Here is a 19,714-nt window from a genome sequence, read left to right on the forward strand (position 1 = left end):
GGGTAGCCGTCCTGGGGAACGCGGGGGCGGGGCTCGAGGAGCTCGGGCGGAAGCATCCGGTGGCCGGCCTTCAGCGCGAGCCCCCGCTTCCGGGCCAGCTGCACGAAGGCCAGGGCGTCCACGTCCAGGTCATCCGCCCCCGGAGACAGCTCCTCGCGCTCGTCCTCCTCCAGGTCCTCGAAGGAGTCGAGGTAGGCGAGCAGGGCCTGGTTGAAGGCGGCCTCGTCCCGTCGCATCAGCCCGTCGAGTACGGCCACCTTTTCCTCGAGCCGGAACCACCCCCTGCAGGCCTCGGGCGCTTCCTGCATGGCCTGGGCAAGGGCCTGCTCGTCCCCGGTGGCCAGCGCGCGCAGTGCCCGGGTGTAGACGAAGTTGTCCCGCTCCTCGGGCACGTCCAGCTCCCGGGGCATGAGGGAGTCGAGTTCCCGGGCCAGGGGGAAGCTGCCGGCGGCCAGGGCACAGGCCAGGGGCAAGGCCGTATAGGCATTGGCCCGGGTCTTCTCCACGTCGTAGCCCTGATGGTAGCCCTTGAGCAGGGTGAGGGACGTGAGCGTGGCGCGGTTCAGGTCCTCGAAGAAACCGTCCACGTCCGCGCTCAGCAGGAAGCGCAGCAGCGCACGGTTGTGCAACGCGTCCATGACGGAGTTCACGAGATTGCCGAAGCCGACGCAGGACGCGTAGGGACGGGTGAGGGTCTCGGTCAGGAAGTACTCGATGAGCGTTTCAATCCTGAGGAAGGATTCCTCGAGCTGCTCGGCCTTGTTCACGTTCCACTCCCCGGGGCAGGCGGCGCCTCATCGCCAGCGTTCTTCTTGCTGGCCCAGGCGTCAAACTCCTCGCCCAGTTCAATGAATTCATCTTCCGCTGGCGTGAATGGCCAATCGACGAGCAGTTCGTTGCTGGAGATGACCCCCGCCTCGTCCGAGGTGAAGGTGTACACACCCGGGCAGACCGGAACATGGTCCGCGCCATGGATGTTGACCATGCGCTTGCCGTTCTTCTGGTCAGCAGCCCCTTTCATGCGTGCCGCGGCCATGCGCAGGGCTGCCTTTTCCGCCAGGGGCATATCCGGTCTGAGTCCGCTGGGGCGTTTATAGGCCTTCTGCGCACGGTCCTGAATCCATTTCCAGCTCATCTGCCGCTGGCCCTTGTAGTTGGACAGCCGCGCCCAGACCCGCTTCTTGTCGGCCTTCCAGCTCGCGAACGTGGCCATGCTCCGCGTGAACTTCGACTCGCAGAAGACGTAGCTCCGGTCCGAGGCGCGGTAGAAGAAGTTGTCGACGCCGCAGTCCTCGATGGGGCGACCGAAGAGCGTGAAGGAGTACTTCGAGCCGAGCTTCTTGTAGCCCGCGTCGATGTAGTACTTCTCGGCGCGCATCACCGAGTAGAACTCGACCTCCTTGTCGTGCAGCTGGTCGGAGGACTCCCAGACCTTCCACTTCACCGTGACCTTCTTGCTGCCACTGGGAACCGCCTCATCCCCCACCTGGAAGGGAGGCTTTCCGCCCTTCTTTCCCTTGAGCGGAAACCGGGTCCAGTAGGAGTCCAGCCGGTTGTCCTTCGACCACTCCTGCCAGTCCTTGGGGAGGCGCTTGCGGCTGACCATGTGGTCCTTCTTGCCCCTGCTTTCCCACTGCTCAGTCGTGATTTCGGCTTCCGCCTCGTGCGTGGTCTCGGGATTAATCGCCATTCTTCCACTCCACCGAGAGCTTGGGGATTTCCGGATCCGGGCCGGTTGGCGACTGCCCCAGGGCGATAAGTGGGGCCTGGAGCAGCGGGGCGGGCGGCGTGTTCTTGTCGTTGTGGAGCATCAGATCGAGCGCACGCGCCACGTTCTTTCCCTCGAACTTGACGTCGAAGGAGTAGTTGACGAACTCGGCCTTGCCCTGAGTCTTTCCCGAGGCCACGCCCTTGTTGGTCCCCGCCTCGTCACCCGTGCTGGTCTTGAAGTTCGAGTCCTTGACCGCGACCGGGTTGCCATCACACGTCACGCTCTTGGTGCCCTTGTCCGTGTCACTGGACTTCGCGATGTTCGGATAGGGCACCGGGACTGGCGAGGGCGGCCCTGGGGTCAGGCACACGTCGGGGAACGCGATGGTGACCCCCGACGAGTCCTTGTGGACGATGGACAGCTTGTTCACTCCCACCTTCGTGCTCATGACGGCTCGTCCTCCTTGTCAGCACTGCGCAGACAGACCGCCCCGCGGAGCCCCTCTTCCGAGGAGGCGCACGTGAGGACCTGGTTTGTGGCGGCGTAGCCTCTGATGAGGGCACGCGCGCCCATACAGACGGAGAGCGCTCCCGAGGCGGCCCCGGTGTCACCGATGCAGTCCGCGGGGTGCCAGTGCCGCCAGGGGCCGCGCAGGTGGCGCAGCACCCGTGGTACCGCCTTGGAGAACTCCTCCGCGCGGTACAGCTCGCCGTTCAGGTCGTTGATGACCAGCCCCGTGCCGGCGCCGCGGTCCTCGAGCGTCTCGAAGGCGGCGGTGATGGCCTGTCCCAGCCCCTGGCCATCGCAGGGCTCTCCCGAGTCCGCGGTGACGGGCTCCCGCGCCAGCTGGGACGACTCCAGCCATGCCATCACCTGGGCCTTCCTGCGCCGGGCCATCAGCGGAGTCTCGAGCAGGAAGAAGGCCGAGGCTTCACCGGGCACGAAGCCGACGGGGTGCTCGTCCGTCTTCAGCCGGCCCTCGCCCCGCAGCCGCGTCAGGGTCTCCGGCTCCACCAGCGAGTCCAGGCCGCCCACCACCGCCAGGGCCAGCCGCCCCTGCCGCAGCTGCGCGAGCGCATCCCCCAGCGCATGGACGGCGGAGGCATGCCCCCGCGGGTAGAAGTGGATGCGCGGCATCAGTCCTGGGACCTGGAGCCACTGGGTGATGCGGGTGGCGAGCTGCTGCTGCCGCTCGGGTGAGGCGGACGGCGGCAGCCCGAGGTAGAGGCCGGCCTGGGCAAGCTGCCCGGTCTCCAGCCTGGCATTGGCCAGCAGGTCGCGCAGTCCATCCACCGCGAGCCGGGCCCAGCGGCCGAGGCCGAAGTACCCGTCCGTGAGGCCCTTGATGGGGCTGCCCACCAGGGGACGCCTCGTCGCGAGGCCCTCCGTCCCCTGCGGCAGGTCCAGCTCCCGGATGCGGACCAGGCCGGCCCGGAGCGCGGCACACGACGCATAGGCCCCCAGGCCCACCGAGGTCACCATTCCGATGCCCGTGAGGGCCATGGAGCCGGTGCGCGGCGGGCTCATGTCCGGGGCCCTCCGTCCACGGACTGGACCTTGGCCCAGGCCAGCTCGTGGACACGGCGGTGGATGGGAAGAGCCCCCCGCCATGTCATGACCAGGTGGTCCGCGTCGGTGTCGATGAGGACCGTGTCGAGGTGGAGGGGGAACGCCTGGCGCTGGGAGCGCATCATGACCACGCCCTCGAAGCGGTGGGAGGGTAGCCGGAAGCTCAGCGGGCCCCGGGCCGAGACATGGAGCAACTCCACCGGCTCGCCCCCCACCAGGAAGGCCGGGGACTGCAGGTCCGAGGGCGCGGCATTGTGGTGGTGGGGATTGAAGTCCTGCGGCGCCAGGGGGAAGCGCTGCTGCTGCCAGGCGGTGTCATGGGTCCCCGCGAGCTGGAGGCGGGGCAGCCAGTGCGGCGCGATGAAGCCCAGGCCCGCGGGCGCGGGACGGTCTCCGGGACGATGGATGCGGTTGCGCGGGTCCTCCAGGTTGGGAAGCCGGATGCCCGCGCACCGTGTCCGCGAGGGGTGTGCGATGAATCCGGTGCCCACCGGATTGCGCATGTCCGCGACGGGCTTCTCCGGGTCGCTCCGGTCCCAGCCGCCATAGGCGCGCTCATACGTCAGGGGCATCCGCTCGAAGGGCAGGGGGCTGCTCAGGGTGGTGGTGCCCATGAATTGGTCCCAGACCCGGTCGCCCAGCACGAGCACCTCCTTGCTCAGCGCACCGACTCGGATCGAGACCTCGACCTGCGTGGTCCGGGGCGCTGGCGCGTGGGCATTCCCGAGCAGCACCACGTCCGTGGTCCGCTTGGGAAGGACGGCATCCAGCTCGTACTTCAGGCTGGAAGCGCCTGTCTTGCCATGGAAGACCGGCTCCAGGTGGATGGGAAGCTGGGGCTCCAGCGGCGTCAGGCGCGCCGGGGGTGTCAGGAGGAAGGACGCCTTGACGGCGAGCGTCAGCACCTCCGTGCCCCGCGCATCCAGCAACAGGAAGTGACCCGCCGAGAAGGGCGTCAGGTTGACGAAGCCCCGACGAATCAGTTCTGCGGCCGGCCCATGCATTCCATCCCCCAAGGGATTCAGCGGGACCAGGATAGCAGTAGATTGATTGCGGGCAGGCCCCTACGGGCCGAAGAGCTTCGAGGCGTCGATGTAGGCGGTGTACTCGACCCGCTTGGGATTGGCCCAGTTCCGTGGCGCTCGAATTTCACTCCCTCAAGGGCACAATGAACTGGCAAGCCAGATTGGCACGGAGATCTACGGCCGTCAGATGTACGAAGTGATGGTCTACTGGGAGTTTCAAGATCCCCAGGGCGACCCGCCTGACAACGTGTTCGCGCGACTGTGGCAGGCCATGGACAAGCTCGTGGTCTCGAAGTCGCTGCGCGAGGTCCGAAGCAAGCGCACCCAGCTCATCCCGGAGCTGGATGCAGCCTCGTTGAAGCAGCTCAAGCTCAGCGCGCAAAAGGACCTGAGCATCGCCGGCCCGACCCTTGCGTCGTCCTTCCTGGCGCAAGGGCTGATCGACGAGGTCTTTATCGCCTACGCACCGGTCGCTGTCGGAGGCGGCACGCCGCTGTTCAAGAACCTCCAGCGCGACATCAAGCTCGAACTGCTTGAACAGAAGACATTCAGGAGCGGGGCCGTCTTCGTGCGGTATCGCGTCAATTCCTGGCTGCCCCGTTACCACCGGCCCTGGACGCTCTGCATGAAGTTGTAGGGGTAGCCCAGCTCCAGGGCGCTCGCCTCATCCAGCCGCTTGAGCTGCGCGTCGTCCAGCTTCAGCTCGGCGGCCTGGAGGTTGTCCTCGAGCTGCTCCACGGTGCGCGCTCCGAAGATGACGGAGGTGACGGCGCGCTTGCGCAGCAGCCACGCCAGGGACACCTGGGAAGGTGAGGCCTTCAGCTCGGCGGCCACCGCGTCCACGGCCTCCAGGGTCCGCCAGTTCCTGGGGGTGTCGAACCCGGCCAGTCGGTCCTTCCACTTCGCCAGGCGCGAGGAGTCCGGCGGCGGCTGGCCCTTGCGGTACTTGCCCGACAGGAAGCCACCGGCCAGCGGGGACCACGGGAGGATGCCCAGGCCGAACTGCTCACAGACAGGGACGTGCTCGCGCTCCAGCTCGCGGGACACCAGGCTGTACTGGGCCTGCAGCGCCACGAAGCGCGAGAGGTGCTGGGTCTTGCTCGTCCACACGCTGTCCACCAACCGATAGGCGGCGTAGTTGCTGGCGCCGATGTAGAGCACCTTGCCCTGGCGCACCAGGTCCTCCAGCGCTCGGAGCGTCTCCTCCTCGGGCGTGTCGATGTCCTGCATGTGGACCTGGTACAGGTCGATGCGATCGGTCTGCAGCCGGCGCAGGCTGCCCTCCACCGCGGTGCGGATCTGGTAGCGCGAGGCGCCCGTGGCGTTGGGGCCCTTGCCCATGCGGAAGCGGAACTTGGTGGCCAGCACCACGTCGTCGCGTCGCTTGGTCTGGGTGAACCACTGGCCCAGCACCTTCTCCGTCAGCCCGTCGTTGCCGTAGACGTTGGCGGTGTCCCAGAAGTTGATGCCCGCCTCCAGCGCGCGGTCCATGATGGCGAAGGACGTCTTCTGGTCGGCCGCCACCCCGTGCATCATCGAGCCCTCGGTGGGCTCGCCGAACGTCATCGTCCCCAGGCACAGGGTCGACACCTTCAGGCCACTGTTCCCCAGCTTGCGGTACTCCATGAATCACCTCCGTGTGACGGCATGCGCCGCGAGGCCCTGGGGCTAACCCGCCCGCATGCCGCTCGCCACCCGGAAAGCTCTCGCGCCGGGCTTCGGGGGGGCCTGGCCTGCTGTCGTTGTCGTCCACGCCCCACGCGTCCATGTCCCCCGCTTCAGGCGAACCGCTCGCGGAAGGCCCGCTGGTTGGGCCCGTCCTCGACCCGCTCCCACACCGCGAACACCACCCGCTCGAAGACTCCGGGGAACGCGTCCAGGGCGCTGGCGAAGGCGTCCGCCGCGTCGCGCGGGTTGTTGCGGAAGGCGCCGCAGCCCCACGCGCCCAGCACCAGCGTGCGGTGCCCGTGGTGCGCCGCCACCTGGAGCACCTTGACGGCCCGCGCGTGCAGCACCTCGCGCAGGCGGGGCAGCAGGTGCGGCGCATTCCGCTCGGCCGAGCCGGCGTTGGGCGCGGGCGCGGTGACCATGGACACGCAGAAGGGCTTCTCCAGCAGGCTGAGTCCCTCGTCGCGGAAGAAGGGCACCTCCGGCGAGTAGATGAGGTGGTCCGTGTACAGCGGTGAGCGGTCCGCGCGGTTGGCGTCGTAGTACTCGCGCTGCGTGAGCAGGCACGGATAGAGCGCCGAGCAGCGCGCCAGGTCCTCCTCCTGCGCCTTCGCCCCGCCCAGGAAGCCGCCGCCCGGATTCTTCGCGGACGCGAAGTTGAGCGCGACGACACCCGCCACACCCTCCGCCTCCACCAACCGGCGCGACGCGGCGCCCGTCTTCTCTGACGTGACCTCGATGCGAAGCGCGGCGCCTGTCGCGCGAGGCTCGGGCCGGGGCAGCCGCGCGAAGTCACCGGGCCGGTAGAGCACCGTCCCGCGCAGGGCGCGCACCACCGACTCCCGGAACAGGACGGGCTGCCCGGACGGCGCCACGTACTCGCCCCGCTCCACGATTCCCACCGTCTCCTGCGCGAGTCCCTTCAGCGACATGACCTGCTCCCTGGCTGGCTTCCTGCTCCCGGGCCTGGCCCGGGAAGCTTCGTGTCGATAATACACGAAGATTGACGCGCAGGCCTGACATGCGGCCGGCGTCACCAGCACGTTTCAGGAAGAGGAGGCCGTCGCGCGGACGGCACGCCGGGATGCGCGGCGGCTCGGGCCTGCTCACCTGGGCAGGGTCGACTCCGCCGCGGTCGCCTTCCCGGGCGGCCCCAGGCTGACAGCGGAAGCCAAGTGTTCGAGCAGCGCGGTGCCCAGCTCCTCCGGCGCTTCCAGCTGCGGGAAGTGGCCCACGTCATCGAACTCGAGCGCCTTCGCTCGTGGAAGCTCCTGCTTCCACCGGAGCAGGTGCTCGGGCTTGACCAGCTTGTCGGCCCTGCCCCAGACGAGCAGGGACGGGAGGTCCGCGAGCCGGCCCAGGGATTGGCCCTGGGCGTCCAGCCACGGCCCTTCGTGGGACGCGGAGCGCGCGAAGCCCCAGGTGCCCATCCGCGACGCCCTGTCCGGGAACTGGGAGAGGAAGGACCGGTGAAGCTCCCGCGTCAGCTTCACCCGGCGGCCCCAGGACAGCTTCACCATCATCCGCGCGGAGAAGTTCCCGGAGAGGTACAGCCACCGCATCAGCGCGTTGTCGATGTTCGGAGCCTTCAGGTCCCAGAACCAGCTCTGGATCACCGTGAGGCTGAGCACCTGCTCCGGGGCCGCGATGGCGAGCGGCAGCGCGATGGGGCCGCCGAAGTCGTGCACCACGAGGTGGAAGCGGCCCAACTGCAGCTGCTCGAACCAGGACCGCAGGTTCTCCACGTGCCAGGGCAGGGAGTACGTGCGCCAGTCGCCGGGCCGGTCGCTCTGTCCGAAGCCGAGGTGCTCCGGCGCGAGGACACGGTGCGACGGCGTGAGCCGCCGGGCCACCGCTCGCCACTCCTGGGAGGACGACGGCGTTCCATGCACGAGCACCACGGGCGTGCCCGTGCCCTCCTCCCACCAGGCCATCTCACCGCCAGGAACCCGCAGCCGCTTCATGGTGTGCCTGCCTTTCTCTTGCGCGAAGGTGGTGGGGTGGCGGGCCACCGGCTCGCCGCGGCGCGAATCACCGCTGCGATGGGGTAGTCGCCTTCGTGCTGCACGTACTGCTGCGAAATGCCATCCACGGTGGCGAACAGGAGCAGCGCCTCGATGCCGGGCTCCCGCACGCCGCGCTGCCGGAGCGCCTGCTCCAGCCGCTGGTGGGTCTTTTCCATCAGGTGCGCCAGGGGAAGCTCCAGCCGGGCGAGCACCTCGGGCTGGTGCCTCAGTCCGTAGCCCAGCCGCCAGAGGTCCCGGTGCGCATCGAGGAGCGTCACGGCGGACTCGAGCAGCACGGTGACGAAGCCGCGGGCGGTGGGCTGGAGGTCGGCGTCGTCCAGCGTGCGCGCCACGTCGCCCATCGACGACTGCATCAGCGCGACGAGCACCGCCTCCTTCGATTCGAAGTGCGCGTAGAGCAGCCCCACGGCGATGCCCGCCTCCTGGGCCAGGGCGCGCACACTGGTCCCGTCGAAGCCGTGCCGGGAGAAGAGCCGGACCGCGGCCTGGAGGACGCGCTCCCGCGTCTTCTCCCGGAGGGCTGAGTTGGCATCCGCCGTACGTGGCATGCACTCATGTTGAGTGAACGTTCGCTCAATGTAAAGAGCGCCTCGGTGCCGCGACCGATGGGCTCAGCCTCGGTGTGTTGCCACCGCCAGGGCTGCGGGGATCCTCTCCCGCATCAACTCCACGAACCTGCGCAGCCTCGCGGGATGGAACCGCGCATGGGGATAGAGCAGGTACATGGGCAGGGGCGCGGCCCTCCAGCGCGGCACCAGGTGCAGGAGTCGGCCCCGCGCCAGGTCCTCCTGGAGCACCCAGGACGAGCCCACGCAGACGCCGAGGCCCTTCACCGCGGCGCTGCGGAGGGCGTAGAGGCTGTCCGTGCTCACGCGCGGTTGGAAGACGATGGGCCGGACCTCGCGGGTGTCCACGTGGGTCAGCGATAGCTCGTTGCGATAGAACGTGCGCAATGACAGCCAGGGCAGCCGTGCCAGCTCGTCGGGATGGGTCGGCACGGGGACGCCCGCCAGCACTGACGGCGCGGCCACGACGATGCGTGGCACCTCGGCCACGCGGATCGCCACCACGCTGGGGTCCTGCACCTCTCCGACGTGGATCGCGCAATCGATCCCATCCGCGATGAAATCCACCGCCCGGTCGTGCAGCAGCCATTCAACGGAGACCCGCGCGTGGCGACGCAGGTATTCCGTCAGCGGCTCCACCAGCAACTCCTGCCCGAAGGCATGGGGCACCACGACGCGCAGCGTGCCCTCCGGTTCGTCGCTCGCGCCGCGCAGGTCGGCCTCGAGCATCTCCCAACTGGCCAGCAGCTCCTTCGCCCGTTCGTAGCAGCGCGCACCGTCTTCGGTGAGCTTCATCGTATGCGTGGAGCGCTGAAGCAGCCGCAGCCCCAGCGAACGCTCCAGCGCCTGGAGCCGGCGGCTCACCGTCGGCTGCGTGGTGCCCAGCTGCGCGGCGGCGGAGGACAGGCTCCCCGCGTCGACGATGCGGATGAAGGTCTGCATCAGCTCCAGCCGGTCGGCGCTGGCTGGCGCGGGAGTTGGAGGCATCCGCTTCTGGGAAACACGCGGCCGGGCCGGCTTTGAAGGGTGGGGCATGAGGGCGTACTCCACGCTGATTCATACGTGAGGCGTATATCCGCTGTGCGGAGCACGCTACTACCAGTGCCTCTCCCTCTGGCGCACTGTCACTTCGACTCGCAGCGCCAGGGGTGAACCACATGCTCTTCATTCGTACCGTACATGGAACCGCCGGAACCGGCACCTTGCCCGCGGCGGTCTCCGCCGCCTCCAGCCAGGGTGGCAGCGAGCCCATGTCGAGCGGCCTGCGCCTGCTGCTGGCCACGAGCGCCGGACTGTCGGTGGCCTCGATCTATTACAGCCAGCCGATGCTGGGGGTGATGGGGGCCACCCTCGGTGCCTCCGACACCGCGGTGGGCCTCGTGCCCACGCTCACGCAGTTGGGATACGCGCTGGGCATCCTGCTGCTGGCGCCCCTCGGCGACCGCTTCGACCGGCGCCGCATCATCCTCCTCAAGGCCGCCCTGCTGAGCATGGCGCTGCTGCTGGGCGGCATCGCTCCGAGCGTCGGCCTGCTGCTGGCGGTGAGCTTCGCCGTCGGCCTGACGGCGACCGTGGCGCAGGACATCGTGCCGGCCGCCGCGACCCTGGCCCCCGAGCGCGAGCGCGGCAAGGTGGTGGGCACGGTGATGACCGGCCTGCTGTTAGGCATCCTGTTGTCCCGCGTCCTCAGCGGTGTGGTCGCCGAGCACTTCGGTTGGCGCGCCATGTACCTCGTCGCCGCCGCCAGCGTGGCCCTGGTCGGCGTGGCGGCCTGGCGCGGCCTGCCCCGCTTCCTCCCGACGACCACGCTCTCGTATGGCGCCCTGCTCGGTTCGCTCGCCAGCTTGTGGAACAGGTACGGCGCCCTGCGCCGGGCGGCGCTGGCGCAGGGGCTGGTGTCAGTGGGCTTCAGCGCGTTCTGGTCCACCCTCGCGGTGATGCTGCATGGCGCACCGTTTCACCTGGGGAGCGCGGCCGCCGGTGCCTTCGGTCTGGCGGGTGCGGCGGGGGCGTTGGGCGCGCCGGTGGCGGGCCGCCTCGCGGATCGCTTCGGGCCTGAAGTGGTCACCCGCCTGGGCGCCGGACTGGCCGCGCTCTCCTTCGCCACGATGCTCGCGGTGCCGTGGCTCGAACCGAACGCCCGGCTGTGGCTGATTGCCGGCAGTGCGATTGGCTTCGACCTCGGCGCCCAGATCATGCTCGTGGCGCATCAGACGATCGTCTTCGGCATCGACCCCGCCGCACGCAGCCGGCTCAATGCGGTGCTGTTCGTCTGCATGTTCATCGGGATGTCCGTCGGCGCGGCGAGCGGCAGCCTCGTGCTGGCCCGGTGGGGATGGATGGCGGTGACGCTGCTTGCGACCGCCTCCGCGCTGGCGGCCTTGTGGGTCCGCATCGACGGACCGCGAGCGCGATGACACGATGCTCACGCTCAGCACCGCGGGTGCCAGGGCCTCCCTGACATCGCCCGGAAAGGTCGTGAGAAATGTCGGCGCAGTATGACCAGATTGGAGAGAAGGTCGCGGACTGGGATGTCCTGCCAGTGCGCTCGGAGTACATCGAGGGTCATACCTTCTTCAAAGCGCTCGGCTCCGTGGAGGGGCGAACCGTCCTGGACCTGGCGTGCGGCGACGGGCTGTACACGCGGCAGCTCAAGGCGCGAGGCGCCCACCGGGTGGTCGGCGTGGACATCTCGGAGGAGATGATTGGCGGCGCCCGGCGACACGAAGAGGCCCAACCTCTGGGCATCGAGTACCACGTGGCGGACGTCGCCGACATGGCCCTGCTGGGTGTCTTTGATTGCGTGACGGCCGTCTATCTCCTGCACTACGCGAACTCGCCCGAACACCTGCTGCGCATGTGCCGGAACATCCATTCCCACCTGAAGCCAGGGGGCCGCTTCGTCACCTATGCGTTCAACCCCGGGTTCAGCGCGAAGGGTCCCAACAGCACCCGCTATGGCATCACGATGTTGGACTTCCCGGAGTCCCCTCGGGAGGGACAGGCGATCTCCGCGGAGCTGCACACGAAGACTCCCTTCACCATCCACTTCTCCCTCTGGAGCCGGGCCACTCACGAGCAGGCGCTGCGCGAAGCGGGATTCCACCACCTCACCTGGATGCGTCCCGAGTGCTCCCCCGAGGGCATCTCCCGGTACGGCCGGGAGTTCTGGCAGGACTACCTCGACAACCCTCACGCGGCAGCGCTGTGCTGCGAGCGGTGAGCCGGGTCATTCGCGCTGGCACTGCAACTGCCGTTCTCAGACAGGGCCTGGATGTGTCATCACGCAGTCCCCAGGAGACACCGCCCATGCGAATCCGAGTCCTCTTCCCCCTGTGCATCACCGGCCTGGTGCTGGCGTGCGCCACGCAATCCCGTACCTCCAACGCCGACCCGGCCGCGCTGAGCGACGGCACCCTGGTGGAGTCCTGCACGACGCCCCCGACCCCTCCGACAGACGCGGGCGTGGTGGTGGACATCACCGCGGACGCGGAAGGCAAGGTCCACTTCAGCTCCAAGACGGTGAGGGTGGATCCCGGGCAGACCGTGACCTTCGTGTCCAACGTGAATCAGGACCGGTGCATCGGCGTGTCGGACTACGCGATCTTCGCGGGCGACGTGACGGGACCGCTGCTGGTGTCCGCCTGCACGAGCGCCTCCTGGACCCTGCTCGCCAGTGATGCGAGCAAGCAGTACCAGCTGTGGGCGTGCGCGACGACGGGCGACTGCTCGAAGTGCACGCAGCCCCAGGGCGTGAAGGAGACCATCAACGGCACCCTGGAAGTGACGGGCCGCGGCGGGGACTAATCCGGCGGCAGTCGCGCGAGGGCGCGCCGCAGGTCCTCGCGCAGCCCGTTTGCCTCCCTCCAGCCGGGGCGCGCCGTGAGCAGCGCCTCGGTGAGGGACAGGCCCTGCTGGAGTCGCGGCCGCGCGTCCTGGCCGGCGTGCTCCCTCCACGTGGCCCACTCGCGGAGGAAGGCGCCGAAGGCCAGCCGCTGCTCCAGGTTCTCGGGCTCCAGCTCCAGGGCCTTCTGGAACGAGCTCGCCGCGAGCTCGAAGGCCTCGTCGGAGGCCGTGCCCCAACGGGCCTCCACGGCCTGTGTCTCTCCCTTCCAGCGCCACGCCTGCGCGAGCCTCGGGTTGAGCTTCAGCGCGCGCTCCAGCGCCTCCGTGGCGCGCGCGGTGGACGGCTTCGGATCCTTGCCCTGCTTCAGCGCGAACGCGGCCAGCGTCTGGTGCACCTGTCCCAGGTTGGCCCACGGCTGAGCGACCCCGGGCAGCAGGGTGGTGGCCTGCTGGAGCGCGGTCTGTGCTTCCTTCGCGCTCGCGGTGGGGTCCTCGCCGCGCAGCAGCTTCCACGTGGCGCGCCAGGCGCGGACCTCGCCCAGGTTGTTGTGCGCGAAGCCCACGGTGGGCGCGATGGCGATGGCCTGCGTGAAGGCCCGCTCTGCTTCGTCCAGCAGGGGCCCGGGCGCATCGCCCCGGTCCCACGCCTCGCGCGCCTGGTCGAGCAGGATGGTGCCCACGCCGTTCTGGAGCGGGGGCAGGCGCGGGTTGATGGCCACGCCCTTGCGGTAGGCCTCCAGCGCGCGGGCGAGGCCCGGCCCCGCGTTCCCGCCGTGGTCGCGCAGGCGCAGCGCGAGCGTGCGGTGGACGTCGCCCAGGTAGAACCACGGCACGACGTGGCCCGGGTCGATGGTGCTCGCGCGCTCCAGCGCCGTCCGGGCCTCTTCCAGGTCGGCGTCCGGTGACGGGGCTCGCGGATGGTTCGCGCGGTTCACGTACGCGGTGCCCAGGTTGATCCATGCATCCGGCCGCTTCCCATCCAGCGCCAGCGCCTGTCGGTAGGCCGCGAGGGCCTTCGCGCGGAAGGGCAGCGAGTCCCCGCCGCGTCCGTCCTCGGAGTCCGCCCACACCTTGAAGACGAGCCCCAGGTCCAGGTGGAAGTCGTAGTCGCGCGCGGACTCCGGGATGGACTCAAAGGCAGCCACGGCGGACTGGAGTTGTTCGCGCGGATCCTCGTTGCGGTCCTGCCGGTAGCGCGCCCACTGCCACCAGCCCATCGCCAGCGCGTGACGCGGTTCCACCTTCTCGGGTGCGAGCCGCAGCGCCTCCTTCGCAGCGTCGATGGTGCGCTTGAGCAGGGGCTCCACCTCGCCCCCGCTGTTGATGCGAAGCTGGGCGATGCGGCGGTGGAGGCGCGCTTCCAGCACCCAGGTGTCCGCTTCGTCAGGCGCCGCCACCAGGGCGCGTGACACGGCCTCCACGCCCCGCACGTACGCGGGCTGCACATCGCCCTTGCCGGAGAGCTCCAGCAGCAGGGCCTCCTGCTCCAGCTCCGCTCGCGCGCGGTACACGGCGGGCACGCTGCGACCGATGCCGGCCGCCGTGTCGTAGGCCCGCCGTCCGGCCTCCAGGTCTTCATGGGCCGGGTCGCGTTCGCTCGCCAGGGCGTGGCGCACGGCGCGGGCGAGCAGGATGTCACCCCGGAGCAGGGCCGCTTCGTGGAACCACGGCAGCCGCGTGCCCAGTGCGTCCAGCGACTTCAGCGCGTCCTCGAAGCGGTCCTCGTAGAAGGCCCGGAGCGCGTCGGCGTATTCGGGGGCGGGCACCTCCGCGCCCTGGCCCTGCTTCAGGAAGGCCAGCGCCGGGTCGCGCGAATGTGTCTGGGCTTCCCGCCGCTTCACCTCCCGCCAGGCCGAGTCCGGGATGCGTTCTGCTTCCAACCGTTCGCGCTGGTAGCGGTGTCCCAGCACCAGCGCGAGCGCATACGCCACGCGGGGTTCGTGGTTGCCCTCGGCCCAGGCCGCCTCCAGGTTCTTGAGCGCGGCCTCTTCGTCTCCCAACGCGAGGAACCCACGTCCCAAGGCATAACGGCCGGGCCCTTCCGCCACGGCGCCGGCTTCGCGCATGGCGGTCTCGATGTCGCGCATTCGCGCCTTCAGGGCTTCGCGGTCCGGCCGCGTGTCGTGCAGCGGCGCCTGCCCGGAGTAGCGGGCCTGGGCCTCGATGCGCTCCACGCCTTCGGTGAAGCGCCGGGTGAGGGCCTCGCGGCGGGAGACCTCTCGCCGGGCCAGCACGCCTTGGCCCACGACGCCCACCGCCGAGAGTCCGACGACGCTGGCTACCGCGACCACGCGGCGGTGCCGCGCCACCCACTTGCGCACGCGGTACGCCGGGCCCGTGCGCGCGAGGACGCGCTCGCCGTCGAGGAACCGCTCCAGATCATCCGCCAACGCCCGCGCCGAGTCGTAGCGACGCCCGCGCTCCTTCTCCAGACACTTGAGGACGATGGCTTCCAGGTCCGCCGGGACGTGGGGTGCCAGCTCACGAAGTGGGCGGGGTTCGTGGGTGGCGACGCGGCTGAGGACCTCCAGGCCGTTGGCGCCGGGGACGGGCGGCTCGCCGGTGAGCAGGTGGTACAGCGTGGCGCCCAGGCTGTAGAGGTCCGCGCGCCGGTCCAGGTTCGTGACTTCGCCCCGGGCCTGTTCGGGCGCCATGTATTGGGGGGTGCCTAGGACGGTGCCTGTCGCGGTGAAGCCCTCGCTGCCGGTCCAGTCACGCGCGAGGCCGAAGTCCATGACGTAGGGGTGCAGGGTGCCGTCGTCGGTGCGCTCCACCAGGATGTTGGAGGGCTTGAGGTCGCGGTGCACGAGCCCCGCGCGGTGGGCGGCGTGCACGCCCAACGCGGCATCGCGCAGCACCAGTGCCTTCTGCTCCACGGTGAGCACGCCGGCCAGGGCGTGCAGCGGCTGGCCCGCGACGTACTGCATGGCGATGTACGCGCGCCCCTGGACCTCGCCGACTTCGTAAACACGGCAGACGTTCTCGTGGTCCACGCGGGCCTGCGCGCGCGCCTCGGAGACGAAGCGGCGAGACAGCTCCGGGTCCTCGTCGCGCACGAACTTCAGCGCGACGTCGCGGTGCAGCCGCACGTCCTGCGCCAGGAACACCCGGCCCATGCCGCCCTGCCCGAGGAAGCGCACAGGTCGGTAGCGTTCCCAGTACGGCACTGGGAACGCGGGACCGTCCACCACGGCGGGAGGCGCACCGCCCGGAGGAAGCGTGTCATCGGGCGCGCGGGGCCCGGGTCCATCATCGCGGGGCGATGAAGCGTGGCGGCCGTGGGGCGGAGCGGCCCGGTCGCTGCCGCTCCCGGCGTCGCGTGGCTTCGCTGCCTCGCGATGCTCCGACGTCGAGGCCCCAGAGGCCGCTGCGTCCTCCCCCGATGCGGGCTCCACCCCAAGCTCCTCGCGCAGCGACACGAGCGAGTCGAAGGAGATCCGTCCGCGCTCCACGAGCAACTGCAGCGGCGAGCAGCCGCGCCGTGCAGCCTCCACGCGCAGGGCCTCCGCGTCCTCGCGCGAGACCAGGCCCTCGGCGAGGGCCACCCTCAGCTCTGCCTCGTCCGTCTCACGCACGCGAAGGAACCCCCGATGGACACAGCAGCGTACCGGAGCGCCCGTCTCCCACGCATCCAACGCGTCCCCGCCTCTTGCAGTGCCGCGCCGCCCGTTCCCAAGATGGGCGCATGAGCTCCATGTGGGTCCTGGAAACGCCGCAGCCGCCGCCCGACGCGCGCATCGTCTATGGCGAGGCGCCCCAGCAGTTCACCGAGCTGCGCAAGCCCCCGGGCAAGGGCCCGCACCCGGTGGTGCTCTTCATCCACGGTGGCTTCTGGCGCCAGGAGTACGGCCTGGAGCACGCGGGCCACCTGTGCGCGGACCTCGCCAGGCGCGGCTTCGCCACCTGGAGCGTGGAGTATCGGCGCGTGGGCCAGGACGGCGGCGGCTTCCCCGGCACGCTGGAGGACGTCGCCTCCGCGGCGGACCACCTCGTGGACGCGGCACCCTCGCTGGGCCTGGACCTGTCACGCGTGGTGGCCATGGGCCACTCGGCCGGAGGTCACCTGGCGATGTGGCTGGCCGCGCGCCACCGCCTCACCGCGCGCCAGCCGCTCTACCGCGACGCCCCCCTCAAGCTGAAGGGCGTGGTGTCCCTGGCCGGCGTGTTGGATCTCGCGCAGGGCGCCGCGCTGGACCTGGGCAAGGGCATCGTGAAGACCTTCATGGGCGGCACCCCGGAGCAGGTCCCGGAGCGCTACGCCGTCGCCTCGCCCGCCGCGCTCCAGCCGCTGAAGCTCCCCCAGGTGCTGCTGCACGGCACCGAGGACGACACCGTCCCCCTCAAGGTCAGCGAGGACTTCCACGCCCGGGGCCTCAAGCAGAAGGACCCCGTGCACCTCGTGCCGCTGAAGGGCGCGGGCCACTTCGAGCTCATCGATCCGCGCTCGAAGGAGTGGCCCCGCGTCGTGCAGGCCGTGCGCAACCTGCGCTGAGCAGCCGGCCAGCCGAGCCCCCCATCGTCCGGACGGAGCCCGGACCAGGAGCAGGGGCCTTCCATCCAACCGGGCCATCGAATGCGCACCCTCTCATCGGTTCGAAGTCGGGGACGGGAGGAGCGTTCGCATGACGACGATGGACGTGATGCGCGGGCCGGGGATGGAGCGGCTGTCGCAAGGGGCGAAGCAGGCCGCGAGTCACCCGTGGGCGAAGAAGCTGGGGCGGATGGGCTACGCGGCGAAGGGCGCCGTCTACGCCATCATCGGGGTGCTCGCGCTGAAGCTCGCGGCGGGCCAGGGCGGCCGCACCACGGACAGCCACGGAGCGGTGGACACGGTGGCGCATGGGCCCTTCGGCCTGGTGCTCCTGTCGGTGCTGGTGGTGGGCCTGCTGGGCTTCGTCGTCTGGCGCTTCGCCCAGGCGTTCGCGGACACGGAAGAGAAGGGCTCCGACGGGAAGGGGCTCGCGGCGCGCGCCATGTACTTCCTGAGCGGCGCCATCTACGCGTCGCTGGCCCTCTTCGCCGCGAAGATGGTGGTGGGCGCGTCCCAGGGCCGCGGCAAGGGCACCCAGGGCTGGACGGCGACGCTGATGGAGCAGCCCTTCGGCCGCGTCCTGGTGGCGCTCGTGGGCCTGGGCATCCTCGGCTTCGCGGTGAAGCAGTTCCACAAGGCCTGGAAGGGGAAGTTCCTGGAGAAGCTCACGCTCACGGGGCTCGCGGCGCAGCAGCGCCACTGGGTGGAGCGGGTGTCGCGCTTCGGCATCGCCGCGCGCGGCATGGTGTTCGCCGTCATCGGCATCTTCCTGGTCCGCTCCGCCGTGGATGCGAACCCGGGAGAGGCCAAGGGCCTGGGTGAGGCCCTGGCCGTCGTCGCCCGCCAACCCGCGGGCGACGTGCTCCTGGGGGTCGTGGCGGCGGGCCTGGTGGCCTACGCCGCCTACATGGTCCTCCAGGCGCGCTACCGGCGGCTCTAGCAGCCGCCGATAGCAGCAGCCTCTAGAACAGGTTCCAGAGGTACTGGTTGGTCACCTCGTGGTGGAACTGGATCTCCGCTTCCTTCACGCGGGTGCCCAGCTGCTTGGGGCAGCGATCCGCGGAGCCAATCTTCAGCTCCGCGTACTTGCCCTGCACCTGCTCACCCAGCGTCTGGGCGACGAACTGGCTGCCCTTGAAGAAGCGGATCGCGTCGTAGATGTTGTCCGGCAGGAAGCGCGTGCGGCTGCGCTTGGTCTCCGCGTCCTCCTGCGGCTGCGGGCCTTCCAGGCCGGTCTTCATCAGCGTGTAGAGCACCATGTACGGGTTGGCGTCCGGCGCCACCGAACGGCACTCGACGCGCGCGCTGCGCTCGTTGCCGAACGGGATGCGCACCATGGCGCCGCGGTTGTTCGCGGAGGCCTTGATCTGGTTGGGCGCCTCGTAGTGCGGATCCAGCCGGCGGTAGGAATTCACGCTGGAGTTGAGGACGAGGCAGATGTCGTTGGCGTTGGTGAGGATGCGGTCGATGAACTCCCAGCCCATCGGCGACAGCCCATCCTGCCCGTTCTTGTCGTGGAACAGGTTCTTGCCGCCCTTGGACAGCGACATGTTGATGTGCATGCCGTTGCCGTTCACGCCCGTGACGGGCTTGGGCAGGAAGCTGGCGGTGAGGCCCAGCTGCGCGGCCACCTGACGGCAGAGCAGCTTGTAGAGCTGGATCTGATCCGCGGCGATGATGGCCTCGCTGTACGAGAAGTTCATCTCGAACTGGCTGGGCGCGACCTCCGGGTGGTCCTTCTCGTTCTGGAAGCCCATGGCGCGCTGCGCTTCCGCGGCCTTGTCGATGAAGGTGCGCAGCGCGTCGCCCGGCAGCGCGTGGTAGTAGCCGCCGATGGAGATGAACTCGAACTTGCCTTCCTCGTGGTAGTGGCGCTCGGCGTCACGGCTCTTGAAGAGGAAGCCTTCGATTTCGGGCGCCGCGTGGAACACGGTGCCGTCCTTCTGGAACAGGGCGTCCGTGGCGCGCTTGAGCTGGCCGCGCATGTCCGAGTGGTACGGCGTGCCGTCCCGCTCCAGCACTTCGCTGAACGCCAGCACCTTGCCGGGCCCGAAGATGTCGGACGGCAGCCAGTAGAACGCGCCCCAGTCGATGTTCAGGCGCAGGTCGCTCTCCGCCTGCGCGGAGAAGCCGCGGATGGAGGAGCCGTCGAAGGTGAGGTTGTCGGCGCTCTTGAGGAGGAACTTCTTGTCGTAGTCCAGCATGTGCAGCCGACCTTCCAGGTCGGTGAAGCACACGGTGATGGCCTTGATGCGCTTCTCGTCGGTCAGGTACTTGATGCGCTCCTCGCGCATCTTGTCCGGCGACACGCGCTGGATGCGCTGTTCCTTCACCCGGAGGTTGAGCTCCTCCAGCTCGTCGTAGGGAATCTCAAGGAAGTCCCGCAGCGGCTTCTGCTCCATGTCCGTGCCTCCAGGCAGTGTCCCCCGTCCGGATGCCGGAGAAGGGGGACCGCAAAATCTCGGGCGCAGGTATTTACATTCCGCGCCTTGAAATCAAGCCTAATTTCCACGGACTGAAGCTTAATGGTCGGGCTGACACCGTCACGAATGCCCCCACGTCAAGGGACAGGGGGCCCGGCGCCCCGGCCAGTGGACACTGCGCGCCGCGATGCGTCGACCGCGTGTCCGCATTCCAACGGGGGCTAGGGGGTGTCCCTAGTTATCTGAAGAAAGGTGCTGGAGGCCGAGCGGCCGCCAGCACCGTGGGCAGGGTTGAGCTTGCAGGGAAAGGAAGAGCTGAGCACCCCTGGTGAGTGCACCGACATGAGC

18 protein-coding genes are annotated in these 19,714 nt (G+C 69.4%); 6 read left to right on the top strand and 12 right to left on the bottom strand.

The annotated features are described in order from the left end of the window. From D7V93_RS13965 to D7V93_RS13985, 5 genes are all read right to left on the bottom strand, one after another. On the bottom strand, window positions 1-767 hold a 767-nt coding region (locus D7V93_RS13965), incomplete at its 3' end, for an Imm49 family immunity protein (protein ID WP_147451174.1). Next, window positions 764-1,690 carry a hypothetical protein gene (locus D7V93_RS13970; RefSeq protein ID WP_120643885.1) on the bottom strand — a complete coding sequence of 309 codons (927 nt, stop codon included), beginning with the start codon at window positions 1,688-1,690 and terminating at the stop codon, window positions 764-766. The genes D7V93_RS13970 and D7V93_RS13965, both read right to left, overlap by 4 nt. Next, a complete protein-coding gene (locus tag D7V93_RS13975) occupies window positions 1,680-2,159 on the bottom strand; it encodes a DUF4150 domain-containing protein (RefSeq protein ID WP_120643886.1) in 480 nt (159 codons plus the stop codon). Before D7V93_RS13975 ends, D7V93_RS13970 begins: the two co-directional genes overlap by 11 nt. After that, on the bottom strand, window positions 2,156-3,238 hold the full coding sequence (locus D7V93_RS13980) for a beta-ketoacyl synthase N-terminal-like domain-containing protein (RefSeq protein WP_120643887.1): 1,083 nt from the start codon (window positions 3,236-3,238) through the stop codon (window positions 2,156-2,158). The genes D7V93_RS13975 and D7V93_RS13980 overlap by 4 nt, the downstream gene beginning before the upstream one ends. Further along, window positions 3,235-4,284, bottom strand: coding sequence for a DUF2169 family type VI secretion system accessory protein (locus tag D7V93_RS13985; protein ID WP_120643888.1), 1,050 nt, complete (start codon window positions 4,282-4,284; stop codon window positions 3,235-3,237). Before D7V93_RS13985 ends, D7V93_RS13980 begins: the two co-directional genes overlap by 4 nt. Window positions 4,285-4,381: 97 nt before the next feature. Between D7V93_RS13985 and D7V93_RS13990 the strand changes: the two genes are divergently transcribed. Continuing rightward, the gene (locus tag D7V93_RS13990; protein WP_147451175.1) at window positions 4,382-4,942 is read left to right on the top strand and encodes a dihydrofolate reductase family protein; all 561 of its coding nucleotides are present in this window, start codon (window positions 4,382-4,384) and stop codon (window positions 4,940-4,942) included. On the opposite strand, the gene D7V93_RS13995 is transcribed toward D7V93_RS13990, so the two are convergent. The 5 genes from D7V93_RS13995 to D7V93_RS14015 form a co-directional block, all read right to left on the bottom strand. Beyond that, window positions 4,906-5,931, bottom strand: a complete 1,026-nt coding sequence (locus D7V93_RS13995; RefSeq protein ID WP_120643890.1) for an aldo/keto reductase — start codon at window positions 5,929-5,931, stop codon at window positions 4,906-4,908. The genes D7V93_RS13990 and D7V93_RS13995 overlap by 37 nt on opposite strands. Window positions 5,932-6,083: 152 nt before the next feature. Continuing rightward, the gene (locus tag D7V93_RS14000) at window positions 6,084-6,905 is read right to left on the bottom strand and encodes a TIGR02452 family protein (protein ID WP_120643891.1); all 822 of its coding nucleotides are present in this window, start codon (window positions 6,903-6,905) and stop codon (window positions 6,084-6,086) included. Window positions 6,906-7,079: 174 nt separating this feature from the next. Further along, window positions 7,080-7,937, bottom strand: coding sequence for an alpha/beta fold hydrolase (locus D7V93_RS14005; RefSeq protein ID WP_120643892.1), 858 nt, complete (start codon window positions 7,935-7,937; stop codon window positions 7,080-7,082). After that, window positions 7,934-8,548, bottom strand: a complete 615-nt coding sequence (locus tag D7V93_RS14010; protein ID WP_120643893.1) for a TetR/AcrR family transcriptional regulator — start codon at window positions 8,546-8,548, stop codon at window positions 7,934-7,936. The genes D7V93_RS14005 and D7V93_RS14010 overlap by 4 nt, the downstream gene beginning before the upstream one ends. Before the next feature lie 63 nt (window positions 8,549-8,611). Next, the gene (locus D7V93_RS14015; RefSeq protein WP_244237302.1) at window positions 8,612-9,601 is read right to left on the bottom strand and encodes a LysR family transcriptional regulator; all 990 of its coding nucleotides are present in this window, start codon (window positions 9,599-9,601) and stop codon (window positions 8,612-8,614) included. 122 nt (window positions 9,602-9,723) lie between these two features. Here D7V93_RS14015 and D7V93_RS14020 point away from each other — a divergent pair, with 122 nt between their 5' ends. The 3 genes from D7V93_RS14020 to D7V93_RS14030 all read left to right on the top strand — a co-directional run bounded on the left by D7V93_RS14020 (window position 9,724) and on the right by D7V93_RS14030 (window position 12,373). After that, window positions 9,724-10,983, top strand: a complete 1,260-nt coding sequence (locus D7V93_RS14020) for an MFS transporter (RefSeq protein ID WP_120643895.1) — start codon at window positions 9,724-9,726, stop codon at window positions 10,981-10,983. A 68-nt stretch (window positions 10,984-11,051) separates the two neighbouring features. Next, complete coding sequence (locus tag D7V93_RS14025) at window positions 11,052-11,789, top strand: class I SAM-dependent methyltransferase (RefSeq protein WP_120643896.1); 738 nt, start codon at window positions 11,052-11,054, stop codon at window positions 11,787-11,789. 86 nt (window positions 11,790-11,875) lie between these two features. Next, window positions 11,876-12,373, top strand: a complete 498-nt coding sequence (locus tag D7V93_RS14030; protein ID WP_120643897.1) for a hypothetical protein — start codon at window positions 11,876-11,878, stop codon at window positions 12,371-12,373. Here the strand turns inward: D7V93_RS14030 and D7V93_RS14035 are convergent. Further along, entirely contained in the window at window positions 12,370-15,987 is a 3,618-nt protein-coding gene (locus tag D7V93_RS14035; RefSeq protein WP_244237303.1) for a serine/threonine-protein kinase, read from the bottom strand. The genes D7V93_RS14030 and D7V93_RS14035 overlap by 4 nt on opposite strands. Before the next feature lie 110 nt (window positions 15,988-16,097). Here D7V93_RS14035 and D7V93_RS14040 point away from each other — a divergent pair, with 110 nt between their 5' ends. Both D7V93_RS14040 and D7V93_RS14045 read left to right on the top strand, forming a co-directional pair. Beyond that, window positions 16,098-16,904, top strand: coding sequence for an alpha/beta hydrolase family protein (locus D7V93_RS14040; RefSeq protein WP_120643898.1), 807 nt, complete (start codon window positions 16,098-16,100; stop codon window positions 16,902-16,904). Window positions 16,905-17,034: 130 nt separating this feature from the next. After that, window positions 17,035-17,883: a DUF1206 domain-containing protein gene (locus D7V93_RS14045; protein WP_120643899.1), complete on the top strand. Its 849-nt coding sequence runs from the start codon at window positions 17,035-17,037 to the stop codon at window positions 17,881-17,883. Between the two features lie 22 nt (window positions 17,884-17,905). Here D7V93_RS14045 and D7V93_RS14050 read toward each other — a convergent pair whose 3' ends face one another. Beyond that, the gene (locus D7V93_RS14050) at window positions 17,906-19,345 is read right to left on the bottom strand and encodes a glutamine synthetase family protein (protein WP_120643900.1); all 1,440 of its coding nucleotides are present in this window, start codon (window positions 19,343-19,345) and stop codon (window positions 17,906-17,908) included. Window positions 19,346-19,714: the final 369 nt, after the last annotated feature.

This window comes from Corallococcus llansteffanensis, from assembly GCF_003612055.1.
GTDB classification, from domain to species: Bacteria; Myxococcota; Myxococcia; order Myxococcales; family Myxococcaceae; genus Corallococcus; species Corallococcus llansteffanensis.